Annotated in this window: 16 protein-coding genes; 1 reads left to right on the top strand and 15 read right to left on the bottom strand. The window is 31.9% G+C overall.

Translation table 11 applies throughout. The features are described 5' to 3' along the window. Positions 1-55: 55 nt before the first annotated feature. From ACJ9PY_RS18230 to ACJ9PY_RS18300, 15 genes are all read right to left on the bottom strand, one after another. A complete protein-coding gene (locus ACJ9PY_RS18230) occupies positions 56-1516 on the bottom strand; it encodes a lipopolysaccharide biosynthesis protein (protein WP_411738684.1) in 1461 nt (486 codons plus the stop codon). A gap of 424 nt (positions 1517-1940) precedes the next feature. Beyond that, on the bottom strand, positions 1941-3278 hold the full coding sequence (locus ACJ9PY_RS18235; protein ID WP_411738685.1) for a hypothetical protein: 1338 nt from the start codon (positions 3276-3278) through the stop codon (positions 1941-1943). Between the two features lie 86 nt (positions 3279-3364). Further along, complete coding sequence (locus tag ACJ9PY_RS18240; protein WP_411738686.1) at positions 3365-4525, bottom strand: glycosyltransferase; 1161 nt, start codon at positions 4523-4525, stop codon at positions 3365-3367. 627 nt (positions 4526-5152) lie between these two features. Further along, complete coding sequence (locus ACJ9PY_RS18245; protein ID WP_411738687.1) at positions 5153-6283, bottom strand: glycosyltransferase family 4 protein; 1131 nt, start codon at positions 6281-6283, stop codon at positions 5153-5155. Positions 6284-6313: 30 nt separating this feature from the next. Beyond that, positions 6314-7627, bottom strand: coding sequence for a nucleotide sugar dehydrogenase (locus ACJ9PY_RS18250; protein WP_411738688.1), 1314 nt, complete (start codon positions 7625-7627; stop codon positions 6314-6316). A gap of 21 nt (positions 7628-7648) precedes the next feature. Further along, complete coding sequence (locus ACJ9PY_RS18255) at positions 7649-8896, bottom strand: glycosyltransferase family 4 protein (protein ID WP_411738689.1); 1248 nt, start codon at positions 8894-8896, stop codon at positions 7649-7651. A 100-nt stretch (positions 8897-8996) separates the two neighbouring features. Next, positions 8997-10055: a lipid II:glycine glycyltransferase FemX gene (locus ACJ9PY_RS18260; protein ID WP_411738690.1), complete on the bottom strand. Its 1059-nt coding sequence runs from the start codon at positions 10053-10055 to the stop codon at positions 8997-8999. Between the two features lie 8 nt (positions 10056-10063). Further along, the gene (locus ACJ9PY_RS18265) at positions 10064-10522 is read right to left on the bottom strand and encodes a GNAT family N-acetyltransferase (protein ID WP_411738691.1); all 459 of its coding nucleotides are present in this window, start codon (positions 10520-10522) and stop codon (positions 10064-10066) included. Then, positions 10512-11156 carry a sugar transferase gene (locus ACJ9PY_RS18270; RefSeq protein ID WP_411738692.1) on the bottom strand — a complete coding sequence of 215 codons (645 nt, stop codon included), beginning with the start codon at positions 11154-11156 and terminating at the stop codon, positions 10512-10514. Before ACJ9PY_RS18270 ends, ACJ9PY_RS18265 begins: the two co-directional genes overlap by 11 nt. Continuing rightward, entirely contained in the window at positions 11156-12271 is a 1116-nt protein-coding gene (locus tag ACJ9PY_RS18275) for a DegT/DnrJ/EryC1/StrS family aminotransferase (protein ID WP_411738693.1), read from the bottom strand. The genes ACJ9PY_RS18270 and ACJ9PY_RS18275 overlap by 1 nt, the downstream gene beginning before the upstream one ends. A 200-nt stretch (positions 12272-12471) precedes the next feature. After that, complete coding sequence (gene galU, locus ACJ9PY_RS18280) at positions 12472-13365, bottom strand: UTP--glucose-1-phosphate uridylyltransferase GalU (RefSeq protein WP_411738694.1); 894 nt, start codon at positions 13363-13365, stop codon at positions 12472-12474. A 19-nt stretch (positions 13366-13384) separates the two neighbouring features. Beyond that, on the bottom strand, positions 13385-15205 hold the full coding sequence (locus ACJ9PY_RS18285; protein WP_411738695.1) for a polysaccharide biosynthesis protein: 1821 nt from the start codon (positions 15203-15205) through the stop codon (positions 13385-13387). A gap of 288 nt (positions 15206-15493) precedes the next feature. Continuing rightward, entirely contained in the window at positions 15494-16258 is a 765-nt protein-coding gene (locus tag ACJ9PY_RS18290) for a tyrosine-protein phosphatase (RefSeq protein ID WP_411738696.1), read from the bottom strand. A 139-nt stretch (positions 16259-16397) separates the two neighbouring features. After that, complete coding sequence (locus tag ACJ9PY_RS18295; protein ID WP_411738697.1) at positions 16398-17075, bottom strand: CpsD/CapB family tyrosine-protein kinase; 678 nt, start codon at positions 17073-17075, stop codon at positions 16398-16400. A 38-nt stretch (positions 17076-17113) separates the two neighbouring features. After that, entirely contained in the window at positions 17114-17794 is a 681-nt protein-coding gene (locus tag ACJ9PY_RS18300) for a YveK family protein (RefSeq protein ID WP_411738698.1), read from the bottom strand. 475 nt (positions 17795-18269) lie between these two features. Between ACJ9PY_RS18300 and ACJ9PY_RS18305 the strand changes: the two genes are divergently transcribed. Further along, entirely contained in the window at positions 18270-18590 is a 321-nt protein-coding gene (locus ACJ9PY_RS18305; RefSeq protein ID WP_411738699.1) for a helix-turn-helix domain-containing protein, read from the top strand. The last annotated feature ends 203 nt before the right edge of the window (positions 18591-18793 follow it).

Genomic DNA, 18793 nt, shown 5'->3' on the forward strand with positions numbered 1-18793 from the left:
AAACACCAAATGCGTATACTAGGATACGTAACACATCTATTTAATTACCTAATTTTCAAATATTACTTGATCTAATCCTATTCTTTAAATCTTTCATATCCCTCCGTATAATTGGGAAAAGACATAGAACGATAAAGTAAAAAAAGGCACATAAAATAATTGTAATAATACTCCAAATTATTCCATCATTTAATCTTTGAATTGTCACACCAAAAATACCCATTATCATAACTGAAATTGCTGTAGGAATTAGGTTCTTTAATGTTTTTACTATAGGAAATCCCATGGCAAATTTCATTAGTATAAAATGAATTAATACAAAATAAAACTGAATTAATGACCTAGCATATATTAATGTCAAAAATCCTATTTTAGCACTAACAATTATAGTTGGAACCAAGACAACTAAATATAAAATTTGAGCTAAAAATGATAATTTAGGTCTCCCCTTTGCTCTATATACTTCACTCGAAAAATTACAAAAAACTATCTTTACTGCACTTGTTAATGCCCAAATACCAATTAACACACTAGCTTCTTCCCACTGATTACCTAATAATATAGTTGTAACTAAATCACTATAGAGAAATATTCCAATCCCAAAAGGAAATATAAAAATCGAAGCTGTTCTCTGAAATTTATAAAACATCTGTTTAAAACTAATATTGTCATTTTGCAAGCGAGACAGTGTTACAAAAAAAACAGGTATAATAGATGCAGTTATAAGGCCCATAATTGAATTTACCATTGTTGTGGATGTCTTAAATAGTCCTAGAAAATATTGATTTAGATAAAATCCAATAATAAATGCATCAATCCAAACTGTAAACCAAATTGATATTGCCTCTATTAAAGACCAAATACTAAAATCTAGCATTTTTTTTAAAACACCAATATCAAAATAAAATTCGGGTTTCCATGTAGACTTAATTGTCAAGATAATTGCATTAGAAAGATACGTAAATATTGAACCAATTATTAGGGCCCAATAACTAAGACCTAATAAAGCTAAAGGGATTGTTAATACTAATGGAATTAAAATTGATATCATTCGAACAAAAAAAAGAGTTGCAAAGTCAAATTCTCTCTTATATAATGCCATTTGAATACTAGAAAATGCTGTAATTGGCAACTGAACACATGCTATCGTAATCAGATTTCCTAAACCTGGACTTCCAACTAATACTGAAATTGATTCAGAAAAGTAAGCTATAATTCCAAATAAAAAAATTGATATACTAAAGTTGGTCCAAAATGCTACATTAGCACTTTTATACTTTTCATCTTCATCCTTAAATTCATGCTGTACAAGATATTTCTGGAATCCTGCATCAGTAAACATCTCAACAAAACTAATAATCATTGTAACAGTTGCTACTACACCAAAAGCTTCAGGTGCAAGTATCCTAGCTAAAATCATATTAGAAACAGGAGCAACTAATTTAGCAGATATTTCTGTTATAGTTGACCATTTAGTTGCCTTTGCTACTTTTAGTTTAAATTCCTTTTCTTTCATACAATTTTCTCCCTTAAGAAATTTATACTAATAGTACTCAATTATGAGGTTGAAGTATCTTTTACTCTTGGAAATTATTAAGATAAACTTCCTTTTTAATTAATCATATATTAAAGAAAATCGTTCATATCTATCTTAAACTTCGTATTCCCTAATATATGTTATTTATAAAATCAATCAAATATGGTCACAAGATAAAATCCAGTTATGTCCTGCTTAGGATTATTAATCGTCTCTGATAGGCCATAGTCGCCGCTTAATTCTCCGAATTACCTGAATGATATAGATCTACAATAGTCTTCTTGAAATTACTATTAGATTTTTCACATGAATTCTTACGTTCCACGACGTACATATCTCTCAATAATTATTGTAAGGACTTTTGACCATTAAACTATACTAACTCCACTTTATCGATATTAATTCAAGAATTGTTTTTTTTTGAAACAAATTTTAATCTATCTTTAATATTTAAATTTGTATTTAAAATTACTGCTATAATAATAAAATAAAAAAACAGATTTTCTCTAAATATTAAATTTATAGCTGTTCCTCTTACCATTAGCATTATAACTGGTAAATAATTTACTAAACTTCGTTTAACTGATAAATTACGTTTAGGAAAAACATTAATAATACATATAAGATATATAATTGACCCTATAGCACCAAGATAATAAATAGTTTCAATAAAATAATTATGAGATGCTTTAGACGCATAGTACTCTGCGCCGATTCCCTCTCCAAACAAAAGAACCTTAATATCAGAAAATATATAACCTATATAGCTCATCCATATATCATAACGTCCAGTAGTAACACTAGATAGGGACGCATTAGAACTATTATCTTCTAACAATCTGCTTAAGAATGCGTTAATATATTCCTTATCCACAAAAATATATATCCCGACAATAACTATTGCGACAATAAATACTCCCTTAATTAAACCTCTAATGCTTTGCTTTGCAAATATTATTAACACCAATAACAACAATACTAAATAAATCACCAAGAACGACTTACTGAGAGACATTATTCCAAAGACAGATAACATAATAATTAATATATAATCAAATGGTTTTGCACGTCCGCTCACAACCAACCCAAACCACCCAGCTAAAGCTATACTTATGTCCATGGTGAAAAAATTGGGGTTTGATTGAATTCCACTGAATCTTATAACATATTCTCCTGGTTCGAGTTTTAATTTCGTTTGATTCATAAAAGATGAAAGCCCGGGAATATAATCGCTGAACAGACCGGTTACTGATGCCAGGATAATACCTACTGAAAAAAACAACAATATACTTCGCAATTCTATTATTTTATTTTGTTTGAAAACAAGTAGCATTAATACAAAATACATAACCAAATTTATCGCTCTCACCATTGCATCCATACCGCCAAAAGTAAGGGCATAACATGTAAATACAATTATTATTATTAATTCTTTGTATGAGAATTTTAGACTTCGGTTATTAAACAATAATTTAAGTATTGCTGCTAAAATTAAAAAATTAAAAAAAGTAATTCCTCCAGGTTGTAGTTTAAATATAGGAGAAAAAGACAATGTAAATAACAATATACCAAGGATTTCAGTTACTGATCCAAAAAAAATAAACAAACATGCTAATAGCAAGGCAACAACATTTAAATAAGGAATATTTATCCCCAAAAGGATTAATACTGCAATTGCTGAACACTTTATAATAATTGATCTATTTATTTTTTTTTCATTTGAGTGTTTAGCCTTTACCATGATAATACTCCTCTGCTGGTAATAAGAAACAATAGTAATAATTTATAAGAATTTTGAATACTTAATTTCATTACAAGTACTAACATTTATTTTGTAGATTCCATATATTCAATAATATTTTTTGCTCTTTGCTTAATATTTAAATCTGATGCTTTGACAAGAGAGGCCTCAGACATCTTTTTGCGTAATTCTTGATTATCTTTTAATGAAATAATTGCTTTTTTTATTGCTTCCTCATCTTTAACATCTAATCTAATTGAGTTTTCATTATTAAGGATATCATCATTAAATGGTTGGTCAGAAGAAATAATTGGCAACCCGCATGCCATAGCTTCAATTATCGCATTACAGCAACCTTCGGCCTGTGTAGGTAATACAAAAACATCTGCAGCATTCAAATAAAGATATAGATTTTCATTAGGGACTTTTCCTTTAAATAAAATATTTTTACAATTAGGTTCATTATGTCCATTACCAATAAATATAGAGTATATATCATCTAAATCATTTAAAGCTTTCGAAAGTAAATTAACTCCTTTTCTTTCTATAAAACTACCAACAAAAGCTATAATAAAAGCATCTTTGGGCATATTTAGCTTTTCCCTCGCGGCATTTCTATCTATTTGGTAAAACTTTTTATTATCAATTCCATTAGGAAAGACTGCTATGTCATCTGATTTTTTAATTAGATTTAAATCAAGCAATTCTCTCTTATTCTCACTAGATACGGAAATAACACCATTCAGCTTTGATAAATTTTTTTTAATAGTATTTTTTTTAACATACTTAAAATTCTCAGGAGAACTCTCACCATAAGCTAAAAATGAAGGAACACATAATTTTTCACCTATTTCGGCAGCACACATTCCTGATGGTAAAATAAAATGTCCATATATACCATCAGGTGTTATTTTTTGTTTTCTTATTTCTTTCATCACACATCTTTTAAAGTTTATATAAGTGAATAGTGCTGTATTTAGGTTAAGGAATTTATGTGAGAAAGACAAAAACCTAGGTCGATATACTCTTATTTTATTACCTTTTTTGGTTTCTCTTATACTTACTCTAGAGGTTTTGTTAAGGTTTCTCACTATACGTTTAGAAATACTTGAGGGAGAAATAACGACACAATCAATTTCATTATCTGCAAATTCACATACAAGTTGATCAACAAAGGTATACACAGGATTATCCTCTGAAGGATATCCAGCAGTTATTATACACAAACTCTTAATTTTTTTTTCCATAGCTCAATCTCCAAAAGTTTTTAATAAATTCTTGTATATTCTTCAATTATAATATTTCATAATCTTTCTCCATATAACTATATACAATTGCTGACAATAATTCTCTCACATTAAGAACTGGATAAAAGTAATCTATATGAAGCTCTACTTCATCTTTAAACAGCTTTCATTTTGTATAGATATCTCGAAATCATTGACACAATATAGGAAATTCACACTCCATTCAAACCACTACAGCAACTGGAATCAAAGTCGATTTTTTTGGTGAAAAATTACAATGACAAGAGTCAATGGTTGAAAGTTCTCCGCGCATTATACACTTACTAAACAAATGCTAGAAGAAATCTATGGAGTGTGTTGGAACATCAAGGTCTTCTATAAAACATATAATCTCAATTACTCTTACATAAAATTTTCAAGGTATATCATCTTTACTCATTAATTACATACATACTTAAAATGTTAGTTTTGTTGTAACTCAGGTCAATTTTACCTTAATCCGGTCTAAAAAAGTCTAAAACTTGAATTGGTTACTGCTTCTTAAAAACACCTTAAATAGGACAAATAAGTAAATCCTTAAACTTATTTACTTCAGCAAATTAATAATAAGGAATAATTCACAAAATGCTAGTATGTGTAAAAGTCCAGATACTTCTTTGAAATATCATCCCAGTTAAATTCACGTGAATTTTTATAACAATTAACTGATATTTCATTATATCGCATCATTATCTTTTCTATGGATTCTACTATCGATTCATGATTATTAGGGTCAACAGAAAAACCAACTTCACCTTCATTAAAAAAACCATCTATACCTTGACCTTTTGAATATATTACAGGTAACCCACTAGACATTGCCTCAATATAAACCAACCCAAATGTTTCTATAAATGATGGCATTACAAAAATATCACATTTATCCATTATTGATGAGATATGTTCTTTACTCTGTAAATAGCCATGAAATATTATATCTTTTTCTATTCCTAATTTTTTATTTAGTTGTCTGCACTCATCTTCAAGCGGCCCGCTACCAATCACATTTAAGGAAACTTTATATCCTTCTTTTTGAAGTTTACTGCAAGCAGAAATAACTGTTGACAAATTTTTATTTTTATCAATTGAACCAATAAACAATAAATTTATATCATTTAAATTTCCCTTTTTACTTTTTGTAACTGCATTTTCATGCCAATGATCATCTATTCCATTAGGAATTACATAACATTTACTCTGGATTTTTGAAACAACATTAGATGGCAATAAAGTAAGCATTTTTTCTTTATATGCATGTGAAATAAAAACAACAGCACGAGCATTTAATAATACTTTTTGTATAAAAGGTCTTAAATGTAAACCGTATTTATAAAAAACATTAATATCAGTGTTTCTTACGTTTACAATATAGTTAATTCCATACTTTTTATAAAGTTTATATGCTGTTCCTCCATCACTAAATAGAGTATGTGCGTGAACAAAATCAATTTCTCGATTAATTAATAGAGATTTTTCTATTTCTTTCATTTGCTTATTAACTTTATTGTATAAAAGAAACCTATCATACTTTTTTAAGATATTTCTATAACAATAATTAACTGTATTATATCCCTGAGGTAACTGATTTTTCCCAATGTAATTTTTATCTTTTACAGGAATAAACACTTCCTGGTTTATTCCCTTAAATGATAACTGTTTTATTAAATTCATATATAACTTATTACCTATATAATAACTACAAATGTGTAATATTCTCATCCAACCATCTTCCTAAAACAAAGTTACTATCTATAAACTCCAATAAACATACCCTCTTAATTCACATTCTTTTCTATTCATCAATCCTTTAATATCAACCAAAACCTTTTTATTTTCTACATAAACATTATCTAAGAAATCTAAGCCATAGTTTTCTTTAAATTCATCATGATTAACAGCTAGTGCTACACAGTTTAAATTCTTTAATTCTTCTTTTTCTGCTAAATTTATTCTATAAGCTCTCCATACATCTTCTTTATCTGCTATTGGATCATGTACTATAACCTCTACTCCAAACTCTTCAAGTTCTTTAATAATATCAATTATCTTTGTATTTCTAACATCAGAACAATTCTCTTTAAATGTTATTCCTAATAGTGCCACCTTTGATCCTTTTATAGGTTGTTCAGCTTTAATTAGATTTTTAATGATATTTTGTGCAACATATATCCCCATATCATCATTAATTTTTCTACCTGAAAGAATGATCTGAGAATGATATCCTAGTTGCTCTGCTTTATAAGTAAAATAATATGGGTCTACCCCAATACAGTGTCCACCAACTAAACCTGGCGTAAATTTAAGAAAGTTCCACTTTGTCCCTGCAGCTTCTAAAACAGCATTCGTATCTATCCCCATCCTATTAAACACCATTGATAGTTCATTCATAAATGCAATATTAATATCTCTTTGAGAGTTTTCAATAACCTTTGATGCCTCTGCAACCTTTATTGATTCCGCTTTATGGACCCCAGCTTCAATAACTGACTCATAAACTTTAGATATAATTTCAAGAGCATCTTCGTCAGATCCAGATACTACTTTAATGATTTTTGTTAATGTGTTAATTTTATCTCCCGGATTAATCCGTTCAGGGGAATAACCTACTTTAAAATCTATGCCAAATTTCAAACCCGATTCTTCTTCAAGTATAGGGATACAAACTTCTTCAGTAGTTCCAGGGTATACTGTAGATTCATATACAACTATCGATCCTTTGGTAAGGTTTCTTCCTACAGTCTTACTTGCACCAATTATTGGAGACAAATCAGGTGTTTTATCACTATTAATTGGAGTAGGTACTGCCACTATATGGAGTTTACAATCTCTTAATTTAACCTCTCCATTTGTAAATACCATAGTGGTATTTTTTACAGCTTCGTCCCCAACTTCATCGGTTACATCAATACCTGATAAATATTTATCTAGTTTTCTCATACTCACATCAAACCCTACAACATCAAACTTTTTTGCAAACTCTATGGCTAACGGAAGACCAACGTATCCTAAACCAATTACGGATATTTTTTCTTCTCTATTTACTATTCTTTCGTATAGACTCATTAGATAAACTCGCTCCTTCAATTATACATTCTCGATTACATCAATCAATTTTTCTGTCAATTTCCCAAAATCAAATTCATAAGCAGCTAAGCGAGCATTTTCGCCCATTATTTGGTGTTTTTTATCATCACTACTAGCTTCAATAACAACTCTAGCAATTTCTTCTGCATTTTGTATATGAGCACTAATTCCACATTCATATCTTTCACAAATGCTATATCCAGTTTTATAAGTTTGTACAATACATTTCCCTGCAGCTAAATACTCAAAAAACTTATTCTGGCTTTGACCATATTTATCAAGAGAAGTACTTGAGTTATGAAGTATATTTATATAAGCCTTTTTAAGAATTGAGGGTACATATTTCTTTTCAACACTACCTTTAAAAATTACATTAATGATATTTTCTTCTTCGCACCTCTTTTTTAATTTTTCCCTTTCATCACCTGCTCCATAAATTAAAAACCTTATATCCTCTCTTCCTTTAGTTTGAACAATCTTTGCTGCATCTAACAGCATTCCTAGATTGTTAACCTTCCGTATAGAACCAGCATAAACAACATTTTTATATTTTTTATTATCTAAGTCTGAATCAGGTATCTGATATTCTTCACTGTTTTTATCAAATGAATCAATAACTACTCCATTACTTATATGTTTGACCTTTTCTAAATCAATTTGATGATCCCATCCTTGGTCGATAATATAATCTTTGCCTCCTTCCCAAGTCATAATAATAGAATCAGCTTTTTTATAAATCCATTTTTCACCTAGATATAATATTTTTGCTAAAATACTATTTCTTTTTAAAACACCGTATGCCACGATACTTTCTGGCCATAAATCTCTTACCTCACAGATGCAAGGTATGCCAAATTTCTTAGCTATTTTAATTCCAGCGACTAAGGTCAGAGGGTGAACACTCGATGCTAAAATCACGTCAGGTTTACCACTAATTTGACCGTATTGTTTTGCTGTGGGAAATAAATTTTTATAGAAAGTTAACATATTTAAGATTCTCTGTTTACCATTGCCTTTGTAACTTGATGCTTTGACAAATACAAATGGCATCTTTTGATTTGCCTCTATAACAAATTTTTCATCCCCTGTATGTATATTTTCTGTTGTATTATGACTGGTTGTCGCTGCAAAAATAGTAACTTCATAGCCCTTTAAAATCAAATTTTCTGCAAGCCAGTAATGCCTGCCACCTTTATCTTTTTGCATATTTTTTGCGTAATGATTCAATATCCAAATATTCTTTTTCATTCGTCTGCTCCTAATCGGGTTTCCCTAAAAAATTTCATCTATTGAGTTTTATATTAACCCTTCACTGATTGATGAGAAAGAGAACCCCTTAACGGATATATTAGCCTCTATACATCGGAAAAAATAATTCATCCTTATCAAAATCACTTTCATTTTCTCGGATCGACACCAATTTGTCATATTTTTCTTGATTGAAAATTTTTCTACCAATAGTAAATTCAGTATCAGAATTCTCATTAAATGCCTTTTTAAATTTATATAAACTATCCTCTTTACTTCCCAGTCCTCCACCTAAATGAAAAGTTTTATAACCATTTACACTGCCCCAACACGCAGCTTCAAATAACAATAAGTTTGTGGGTGCAAACTTTTGGTACTCTCTGTCTGATGCTGACAAGTGATAATGCATTTGCAGATTAGAATATAGAATCATAGACATTGCAATTATCTTCTTTTGATACACTGCATAAAACATCAATGAATTATATTTCAAATCAAAAAGGACACTATTATAAAAATCTTTCTTAAAGTAGTAATACTCTTTTGCATTGTCCTTGTCCATTGTTTTATTATATAAACTTATAAATTCATCAAACAATTTAGGATTCCGACCCCAGTAGATTTCAATTCCTGACTTCTTAGCTTTTCTAATCACATTTCTATTTTTACTAGTTATGTTGCTCCAGATCTGGTCTTTTGAATATAAATTCATTGTAATAGTTTTTCCAAGTGTAGATATTTCATAAATATCTTTTAAATCTTCTCCATTATTAAGATACGGATGAAAACGAACAAATTCACTTATAATACCCTCACTTTTACATATGGAACTATATTCATAATCAAGAGCCCTCATGCTATCTTCTGTTACATTACCTTCTATTAAAAATCCTCCATATCCATAGGGTGTAGCTATATCGTAAAAAGTATTTGGAGGTATCTTCAAAGTGAATCTTTTATCTATTGATATATCCCTTTTCATTACAACATTCATGGCTTTAATATCTTGATTTTCATAATAGAAAAGCATCGGCTCACCATCTCCGTGAATACTGAATGCTTTGGTATAATCGGAAAGATAATACACATCATAACCTTTAAAGCCTTTTACAATACTATCCCACTTTTCAGGTTGGTCTATAGTAATAACCGTTAACATTTTACCACCTACAATTTCTTTTTCATGTATCTTCTCTCGGTCTCAAATCCCAATTTTTCATATAAATCCAAAGCCCTTGAATTACTCTCAGAAACAATTAGATCAATAGTTTTTATACCTTCTTTCAAAGCTTTTTTTTCAGACTCCTGAAATAATTGTTTCCCTATTCCTTTTCCTCTTAGTTTTGTGTTTACCGCTATCTGATTAACATGTAATCTCTGTTCATCAAAGAAATCATGTTTATATAGCCACGTAAATCCTATTAACTCGTTTTCATCGATTGCAGCAATAACTATTGCACTACCCTGATTAATATAATCCATTAATAACTCGATCTTATTTAAACAGATTGGTTTAGCCTGTTCTGATGTAAGTTGAAAATTTATCGTATAAGTATCTACCAATAGTTCTAATACATTTGTATAATATGTTAGTAAATCTTCACAACATAATTCTTTAATTATCAAAGGATTGTCCCCTTTCGATATTTAAATCCTTTAATGATGACTCATCTACTACAGTTACTCCCTCTCTTTTAAACGCTTTTAGAAGTGTTTGTAATATAATTTTCACATCTAATATGAAGCTTATTTTTTTTACATACTCTACATCAGTAGCCAATCTACTATCCCAATCCAAAGTATTTCTTCCATTTACCTGTGCTAGGCCTGAAAGACCAGGCCTTACGCTATGCCTTATTCTCTCTTCTTCTGTATAATATTTTAAGTACTTAACCAACAAAGGCCGTGGTCCTATAATCGACATATCACCCTTAAGAATATTAAAAAGTTCGGGAAGTTCATCAAGGGATGTTGATCGTAAGAACCTTCCAAACTTCGTCAACCTAACACTATCAGGAAGTAGCTCACCATTTTCATCTCTCTCATCCGTCATTGTTCTAAACTTAGTCATCAAAAAAATCTTCTCATTCATCCCTGGTCTTTTTTGTTTAAATAACACTGGGCTACCCAACTTTACTCTTACAAGAAAAGCAACTATCAATAAGATAGGACTAAGGATTAAAATAGCTAGCAAAGATAGCATGAAATCCATCGCTCTTTTTACAAATCTTCTATAAATACTATGCTTAGAAGGTTTCATTACCTTTCCCACAACCCTTTAATAATTTCAACAACTCTTGCTAAATCCTCATCAGTTAACTTTGTATCAGAAGGCAAGCAAATACCATCCTCAAACAATTTCTCTGATACACCCGTTCCAACGAAGTCATACTTCTCAAAAAACGGTTGCAGATGCATTGGTTTCCAAACCGGTCTTGACTCTATATTTTCTTTTTCAAGAGCCTCCATAATATCAATCGGTCTAACATTACCATTCAAAGTCATAGAACTTAACCAATAATTCGGTTTATCCCACTCATTACTAGGCATGAACTCTACACCGTCAAGTGCACTCAGTTCTCTTTTATAAAAATCAAGGATATAATTCTTCTTCTCAACTCTCTGATCTAATACTTTAAGCTGCCCTCTGCCAATCCCAGCAACTACATTGCTCATCCGGTAATTAAATCCTAATTCACTATGTTGATAGTGCTTTGCTTGGTCTCTACTCTGAGTGGCCCAAAACCTTGCCTTTGCAATACGTTCTTTATTATCAGAAACTAGCATCCCACCACCAGAAGTTGTAATAATCTTATTCCCATTAAAAGAGAAAATGCCATAATCACCAAAGGTTCCAGTGTGTCTTCCTTTATAATAAGTACCTAAGCTTTCAGCAGCATCTTCTATTACTGCTACCTTACGCTTATTGCAAATCTCCATAATCTTATCCATATTTGCAGAAAGTCCATAAAGATGCACTACAATTACGGCTTTCACATTAGGATATTTATCAAAAGCTTGTTCCAAAGCTTTAGGACACATATTCCAAGTCTCGTTATCACTATCTATAAAAACAGGAATCGCATTTTGATAGATTATCGGGTTGGCAGTTGCCGAGAATGTCAGTGTCGGACAAAACACAATATCCCCTTCTCCAACTCCTGCTGCTTTTAGAGCTAGATGGATTGCGGCTGTACCTGAAGATAGTGCTGCAGCATCTTTACTTCCTACCTTATGTGCCAATTCTATTTCAAATTGATCCACGTTTTCCCCAAGAGGAGCAATCCAGTTCGTATCAAAAGCTTCCTTTATATATTCTATTTCATATCCTTCATCACTCATATGTGGTGATGATAGGAATAATCGATCCTTCATTCTCTAAAACTTCCTTCCTACAATAAGTCACTTTTTATGTAGATATTTTCCAACAAGTTCTTTCTTCATCTAGCCACTATTCATATAGGTTTTAAGAGTATCCAAGGAAGATGGGTATAGATATCACTTGATGTTTCACCTGTTAAATCTTCCTTGGGTAAAACTATATGAATCATATTTCACGAAAAACATGAATATTCCTATGCATTAATCTTTTCCGAGGACATATCCTTAACCGTTTGTTCTAAAAACTCAACTAAATCATCCTTGATTTCTTCATTCTGAAGTGCAAACTCTATCGTCGTTTTCACAAACCCTAACTTCTCCCCAACATCATATCGTTTTCCTTCAAAATCATAAGCAAAAACTTGCTGAGTCTGGTTTAATTGTTGAATCGCATCTGTTAACTGAATTTCCCCGCCTGCACCAGCTTCTTGCTGATCAAGCATACTGAAGATTTCAGGAGTAAGAATATATCTTCCCATTATTGCCAAATTGGAAGGAGCTGTGCCTAAGGCTGGTTTTTCTACAAAGTTTTCAACTTGATATAGTCGACCCTCTTGAAAAGCAGGGTCTATTATCCCATAACGGTTTGTTTCTTCCTTAGGTACAGTTTGAACTCCGATAATTGAATTGTTTGTTTCCTCAAACTGATTAATTAACTGCTTTAGGCAAGGAGTTTCACTCTGAATAATATCATCACCTAAAAGTACGGCAAATGGCTCGTCCCCAATGAATTTACGTGCACACCATACAGCGTGACCTAATCCTTTTGGTTCCTTTTGTCTAATGTAATGGATATTAGCAAGTTTAGAAGAATATTGTACCTTATTGAGCAACTCTACTTTTCCTTTTTCCATTAGATTTTGTTCAAGTTCAGGCGCGTAATCAAAATGATCTTCAATTGCACGTTTCCCTTTTCCCGTTACGATTATTATATCCTCTATTCCTGATGCAACAGCTTCCTCCACTATGTACTGAATCGTTGGTTTATCAACGATTGGCAGCATCTCTTTTGGCATTGCTTTTGTTGCAGGCAAAAAACGAGTGCCCAATCCTGCTGCAGGAATGATTGCTTTTGTGATTTTTTTCACTTTTTAGTCCTCCTAATGGTTATTTAACTACCGAGAAAGCTTTATTCTTTCTTCGATTTGCTAAATTCATTACAAATTCTTTAAGTTCTGTCGAGGATAGAGTATCGTGTGCGCTAAGAAGGTACTGTATTTCCTCTTCCTGTTCCAATACAGCTTTTCCTATAAAGATTTTAGGAAACACAGCTTCACTATGAACCTCTTTCTCCCCTAATAGCTCTTCATACATTTTCTCACCAGGACGGATTCCAGAAAATTCGATTCCAATTTCATCTATGGAGTAACCTGATAACTGGATAAGGTTTGTTGCTAATTCAACAATCTTAACAGGTTCACCCATATCAAGAACGAATATTTCTCCGCCTCGAGCCAAAGAACTTGCCTGAATGACTAATCTAGACGCTTCAGGTATGGTCATAAAATACCTGGTCATATCTGGATGGGTGACCGTTACTGGTCCACCGGCTTGAATTTGTTTTTTAAATAAAGGAATGACACTTCCTCTGCTGCCTAAAACATTTCCGAAGCGAACCGCAACAAATTTGGTTGAGCTATTTTTTGCTAACTGCTGGATGATCATTTCAGCAATCCGCTTGGTCGAACCCATGACGTTTGTTGGGTTAACGGCTTTATCAGAAGAAATCATTACAAAGGCACCCACACCAAAAGTATCTGCCGCCTCTGCAACATTTTTTGTACCAAAAACGTTATTCTTAATTGCCTCTCGAGGATTATATTCCATTAGTGGAACATGTTTGTGTGCAGCCGCATGGTAAACAACATCAGGTCGGTAGGTTTCCATCACTTCAAAAATTCTCTCTCGATCTTGAATATCTGCGATGACAGGTATGATTTCAATTTGATTGGCATATAGCTTTTTCAGTTCCATGTCAATTTGATAAATACTATTCTCACCATGCCCTAGTATTATAAGAGTTCCCGGAGAGAATCTGCATATCTGACGGCAAATCTCCGAACCAATAGATCCTCCAGCTCCAGTTACTAATATGGTCTTACCAGTTACATATTCAGAAATACTATTAATATCTAATTCAACAGGTTCTCTTCCTAAAAGATCTTCCACTTCCACTTCTTTAAACTGATTAACAGCTACTTTCCCTAACATAATATCTTCAAGCATCGGCATGATTTGTGTTTTTGCATTTGTTTTCACACATTCATCAAAAATGACCTTCAATTCTTTCTTACTTAATGACGGGATCGCAATGACAATATTATCTATATGATATTTTTCAACCATTTCGGGGATATGTTTTGAGTTGCCGACAACGGGTATTCCTAATATGTCTAGCTTATCTTTTTTTGGATCATCATCTATGAATGCTACTGGTTTAAGTTCCGTATCATGATTATTAAGAAGTTGACGTACAACCATAGTTCCTGCAGATCCCGCACCGATTACCAATGTGTTTCTGGTTTCCTTTTGATTATTTATCAAACGGTCACGCAGCATTCTCCACGAAAAGCGGGAACCGCCAATTAGGATGACATGCATCATCCAGGTCAATGCCATGGCTCTTACGTAAACATCTTGAAAAACGATTAACTGGATGGCGATAACTGTGATAACCGATAGGCTTACGGCTTTAACGATGGACAATAACTCTCCAATACTCGCATATTCCCAGGCCTTTTTATACAGTTTATAAATAGAAGCAAAAAAATGATGGCTGATTAATAGAGAGACTGATGTGACTAAGAGCGTTGGTAATTTAAATATTTCCAAATAGGGATACAAGAATAAATAACTTACATAAATGGCCGATAATACTATTAATGAGTCTAATAGGGCCAGAAGTGTTAATCGTTTTCGGTAGGCCAACCACATTTCCCCCTTTAATATTGTTTGATCTACTCTTTTTTTATATAAAGTTTTAATGCTGTATTCTATTTCACATATTTTCATTTTTTATATAAAATGAAATATGCTGTTAGTTCTTTTTTGCTTTTTTTATGGCCTTATAAAGGCTATGTGTCGTTTGAACAGACACTAACCAAAATGGAGGTAATTTATCAATCTATAATGTTCATACCAATAACTATATAACGTAGAACTTAACATGAAGACAAAATTTTTTAATGTTTGTAAACACCCTAATTATCAATCTTTTTAAAAAATTCCTAAAATTTTCTTTTTGAATGGTACTGGTTTTTCAATAGCAGGGCATTGGTCCTTTAATAACTGTTCAGCGTTTTCTTTAAAATAAAATGTACGTTGTATTCCGTATGTTTTTGTGATTGCTTCATAGGCTTGTTGTAACGTGAACCCTCTAGATCCTATATTATGAGCATCTGTCGCAATAAAATGAGCCAGATTATGTTCGATTATTTTTTTTGAAAATGATCTAACATTTTTTCCAAATTGACCGATAATACTACCAGAGGTCAGTTGAGTTAAGGCACCCTCTTGAACCAACTCAAATAATAGTTTATGATTCTCGATCAATTCCTTATTTCTTTCCGGGTGTACGATAATAGGTTTTATTCCTTTTAGCTGCAGCTCGTAAATCACTTCTTGGGTGTATGTAGGGACGCTTCCCGACGGAAGCTCTAGTAGCAAATACCTTCCGTTATCGTCTAAGGTTAGGATTTCTTCCTTTTCAAGTGAAATAAATATGTCACGGTGTATTCTTACTTCTTGCCCGAGATGAATGGTAAGTGGAATATTTTCTAGTTGAAAACTCTCATTTAACCTAACTGCACGGTCAATGATGTCACTTTTAATATTTACATATTTCTCATTTAAGTGATGTGGCGTGGCAAAAATATGGGTGATTCCTGCTTCTGCCGCTTTTCTTGCCATATTCAAGCTTTCCTTTATGTCCGCAGATCCATCATCTACCCCTGGGAGAATGTGACAATGTATGTCGATCAAATTTCATACACTTCCTTTAAAAAACAAATAGGTAAAAAGACCTAAAATTTCAAAAATAGGAACTATTACCCTGATTAATAGTAGCATATAAAACTACCATCAAACAGGGTGTTATTTTGTCGAAAAATGTTTTAATTTTTTAAGATTGATAATAATAATAATTGCTGTTATCCTCTTCAACACCATTTAAAACGACTCCAAGCAAGGATGTATTAGCTTTTTCTAAAAGCTCCTTTGCTTTTACTGCACTTTGTTTATTTGTCTTGCCGCTCGCCACTACCATAATCACGCCATCACATTTATTGGCTACAATCTGTGAATCCGGCACTACCAGAACCGGTGGTGTATCAAAAATGATATAATCATACATTTCTTTTAATTCATCAATCGCTGTTTCTATCGCTTTGGAATTTAATAATTCCGAAGGGTTAGGTGGTATCGGCCCACTTGTTAAAATGTCTAAGTTTGAAACATTTGAATTCAAGATAGTTTTTCTTAAGTCCATTTTCTTTGTCAATACGCTAGTAAGTCCATGTATATTACTAAGGTTAAAAGCATAATGTATCGATGGTTTCCTTAAGTCTGCATCCACAAGTAATACTTTTTTCTCTTCTTGAGCAAGCACAATCGCTAGGTTGGCAGCTGTAGTCGATTTCCCATCATTAGGCTCCGATGAAGTAACCACAATCGTTTTGATTTCTTTATCTACTGAAGAGAATTGTATGTTTGTTCTAATTAATCGATATTGTTCAGTAATAGGCGATTTAGGATTAGTCTGCGCAATTAAATTCACTTGTTTTTCATCTTTACTTCTCAAAAATCCCACTTCCTTTCTTAATGTCACTGAATTGTTCTTTATTTATGTTGCGATATTTTTTGAATAGATCCAAGGATGGGTAATTCTAGGAGTCTCTCAATATCATCCTCGTCCTTGATTGTATTGTCCATATACTCCAGTAGAAATGCCAAGCCTATTCCAGCCATCAATCCAACTACGATCGCAATTGCGATATTCAATAGTGGATTAGGTTTTACAGGTGTAGGGTTCTCCTTAACTTCTGCCTTGGCAAGTACGGTAACATTATCAACGTTCATGATATCCTTGATTTCCTTCTGAAAAATTGAAGAAACCGTGTTGGCAATCTTAACTGCTTTGGCCGGATTACTATCTTGAACTGTTAATGAGAAGACTTGCGAATTTTCTTGACTGTTGATCGTAATTTTTTGACTAAGTTGATCTACACTTTGATCTAGTTCTAGCTCATCAATTACCTTCTCCAAAATGGCGGGGCTTTTTATGATCACACTATATGTATTGATCATGTCAATATTAGACTTTATTTGAGTCGAGTCCAATTGGTTCTCCGATTGTTTTTGGTTAACCAGGATCTGTGTTGAAGATTGATAAACGGGTGTTAATAAAAAATAAGAAATCGTTCCACTAATCAAAGCGGCAATTAATGTCAGCAGCATGATTAGCTTCCAACGTTTCTTTAATGTTTTAAAAATATCATTAATACTAATAGTTTCTTCCATTTTATCCTCCTGTTATGTTAAAAATGACCTATTGCATTATACCATAATATTACCTATTATTATGTATTTTCAAGGAAATTTTCATAAAACTTACAATGAATGAATAGTTTTCAAATACCAAAGTAATTTTATAAAAAAGAAAACGGTAATACAAATGAAATAATTGTCATTTTTGAAATATTGCATTTATCACACCTAAACAACTCATTTTCCAGAATATTTTCACCTGAAATTTTATTAAACCTAATTATTCACTCATTCCCATAATTTGTTTCTTTATTTGTTTTTTAACAATATTTTCTAGAAACGTGCCTAACTAAATGCCTACCAAAACAGAAAAATCCGTTTATACATATAATTATGTCAAGTATTTTAGTGCCTAGTTATCATTAAAAACAAAAGGAATATGTGTAAACTGAAAGTATAGTTTAAACATCATTTATAATTTTTATTTTAATGGTTAGGTGTGGTCACAATGATAGGTTACCGAGTTAAGTCGCTTAGGGAAGAAAGGAAAATGTCAATTAGTGAACTCTCCTCAAAATCCGGCGTTGCCAAATCCTATATAAGCTCACTGGAAAGAAACCTTCAAACAAACCCTACTATTTTAGTTTTGGAAAAAATCGCTAGAATTCTTTGTATTAAAGTGGATGCTCTGTTGTTGAATGAACAAGCAGACAATGTCATGGATGAAGAGTGGGTGGAAATCATGCAGGATGTTATGAAGGCAGGTATATCGAAAGAGGAAATGCGGGAATTTATCAAAGAAAGGAAATGTACTGCTCTTGAGAATTAATGATAACATATCCCTTTTTCTTGTTTCATTAATTAACATATAATAACCCACTATGCATTCATCATTTAAACTAATTCCAGAGAGGGAAAAGTGATTATAACCACTTTTCTCCCACTTCTTCGTTTTTTGTTTACTAATGGAATATGAGTTATTAGCTTATTCTCCTAAATCCGTATTTCTTAATTTTATAATGGATATACAAT

This window comes from Peribacillus sp. S4 (genome assembly GCF_046715815.1).
Taxonomy (GTDB): domain Bacteria; phylum Bacillota; class Bacilli; order Bacillales; family DSM-1321; genus Peribacillus; species Peribacillus frigoritolerans.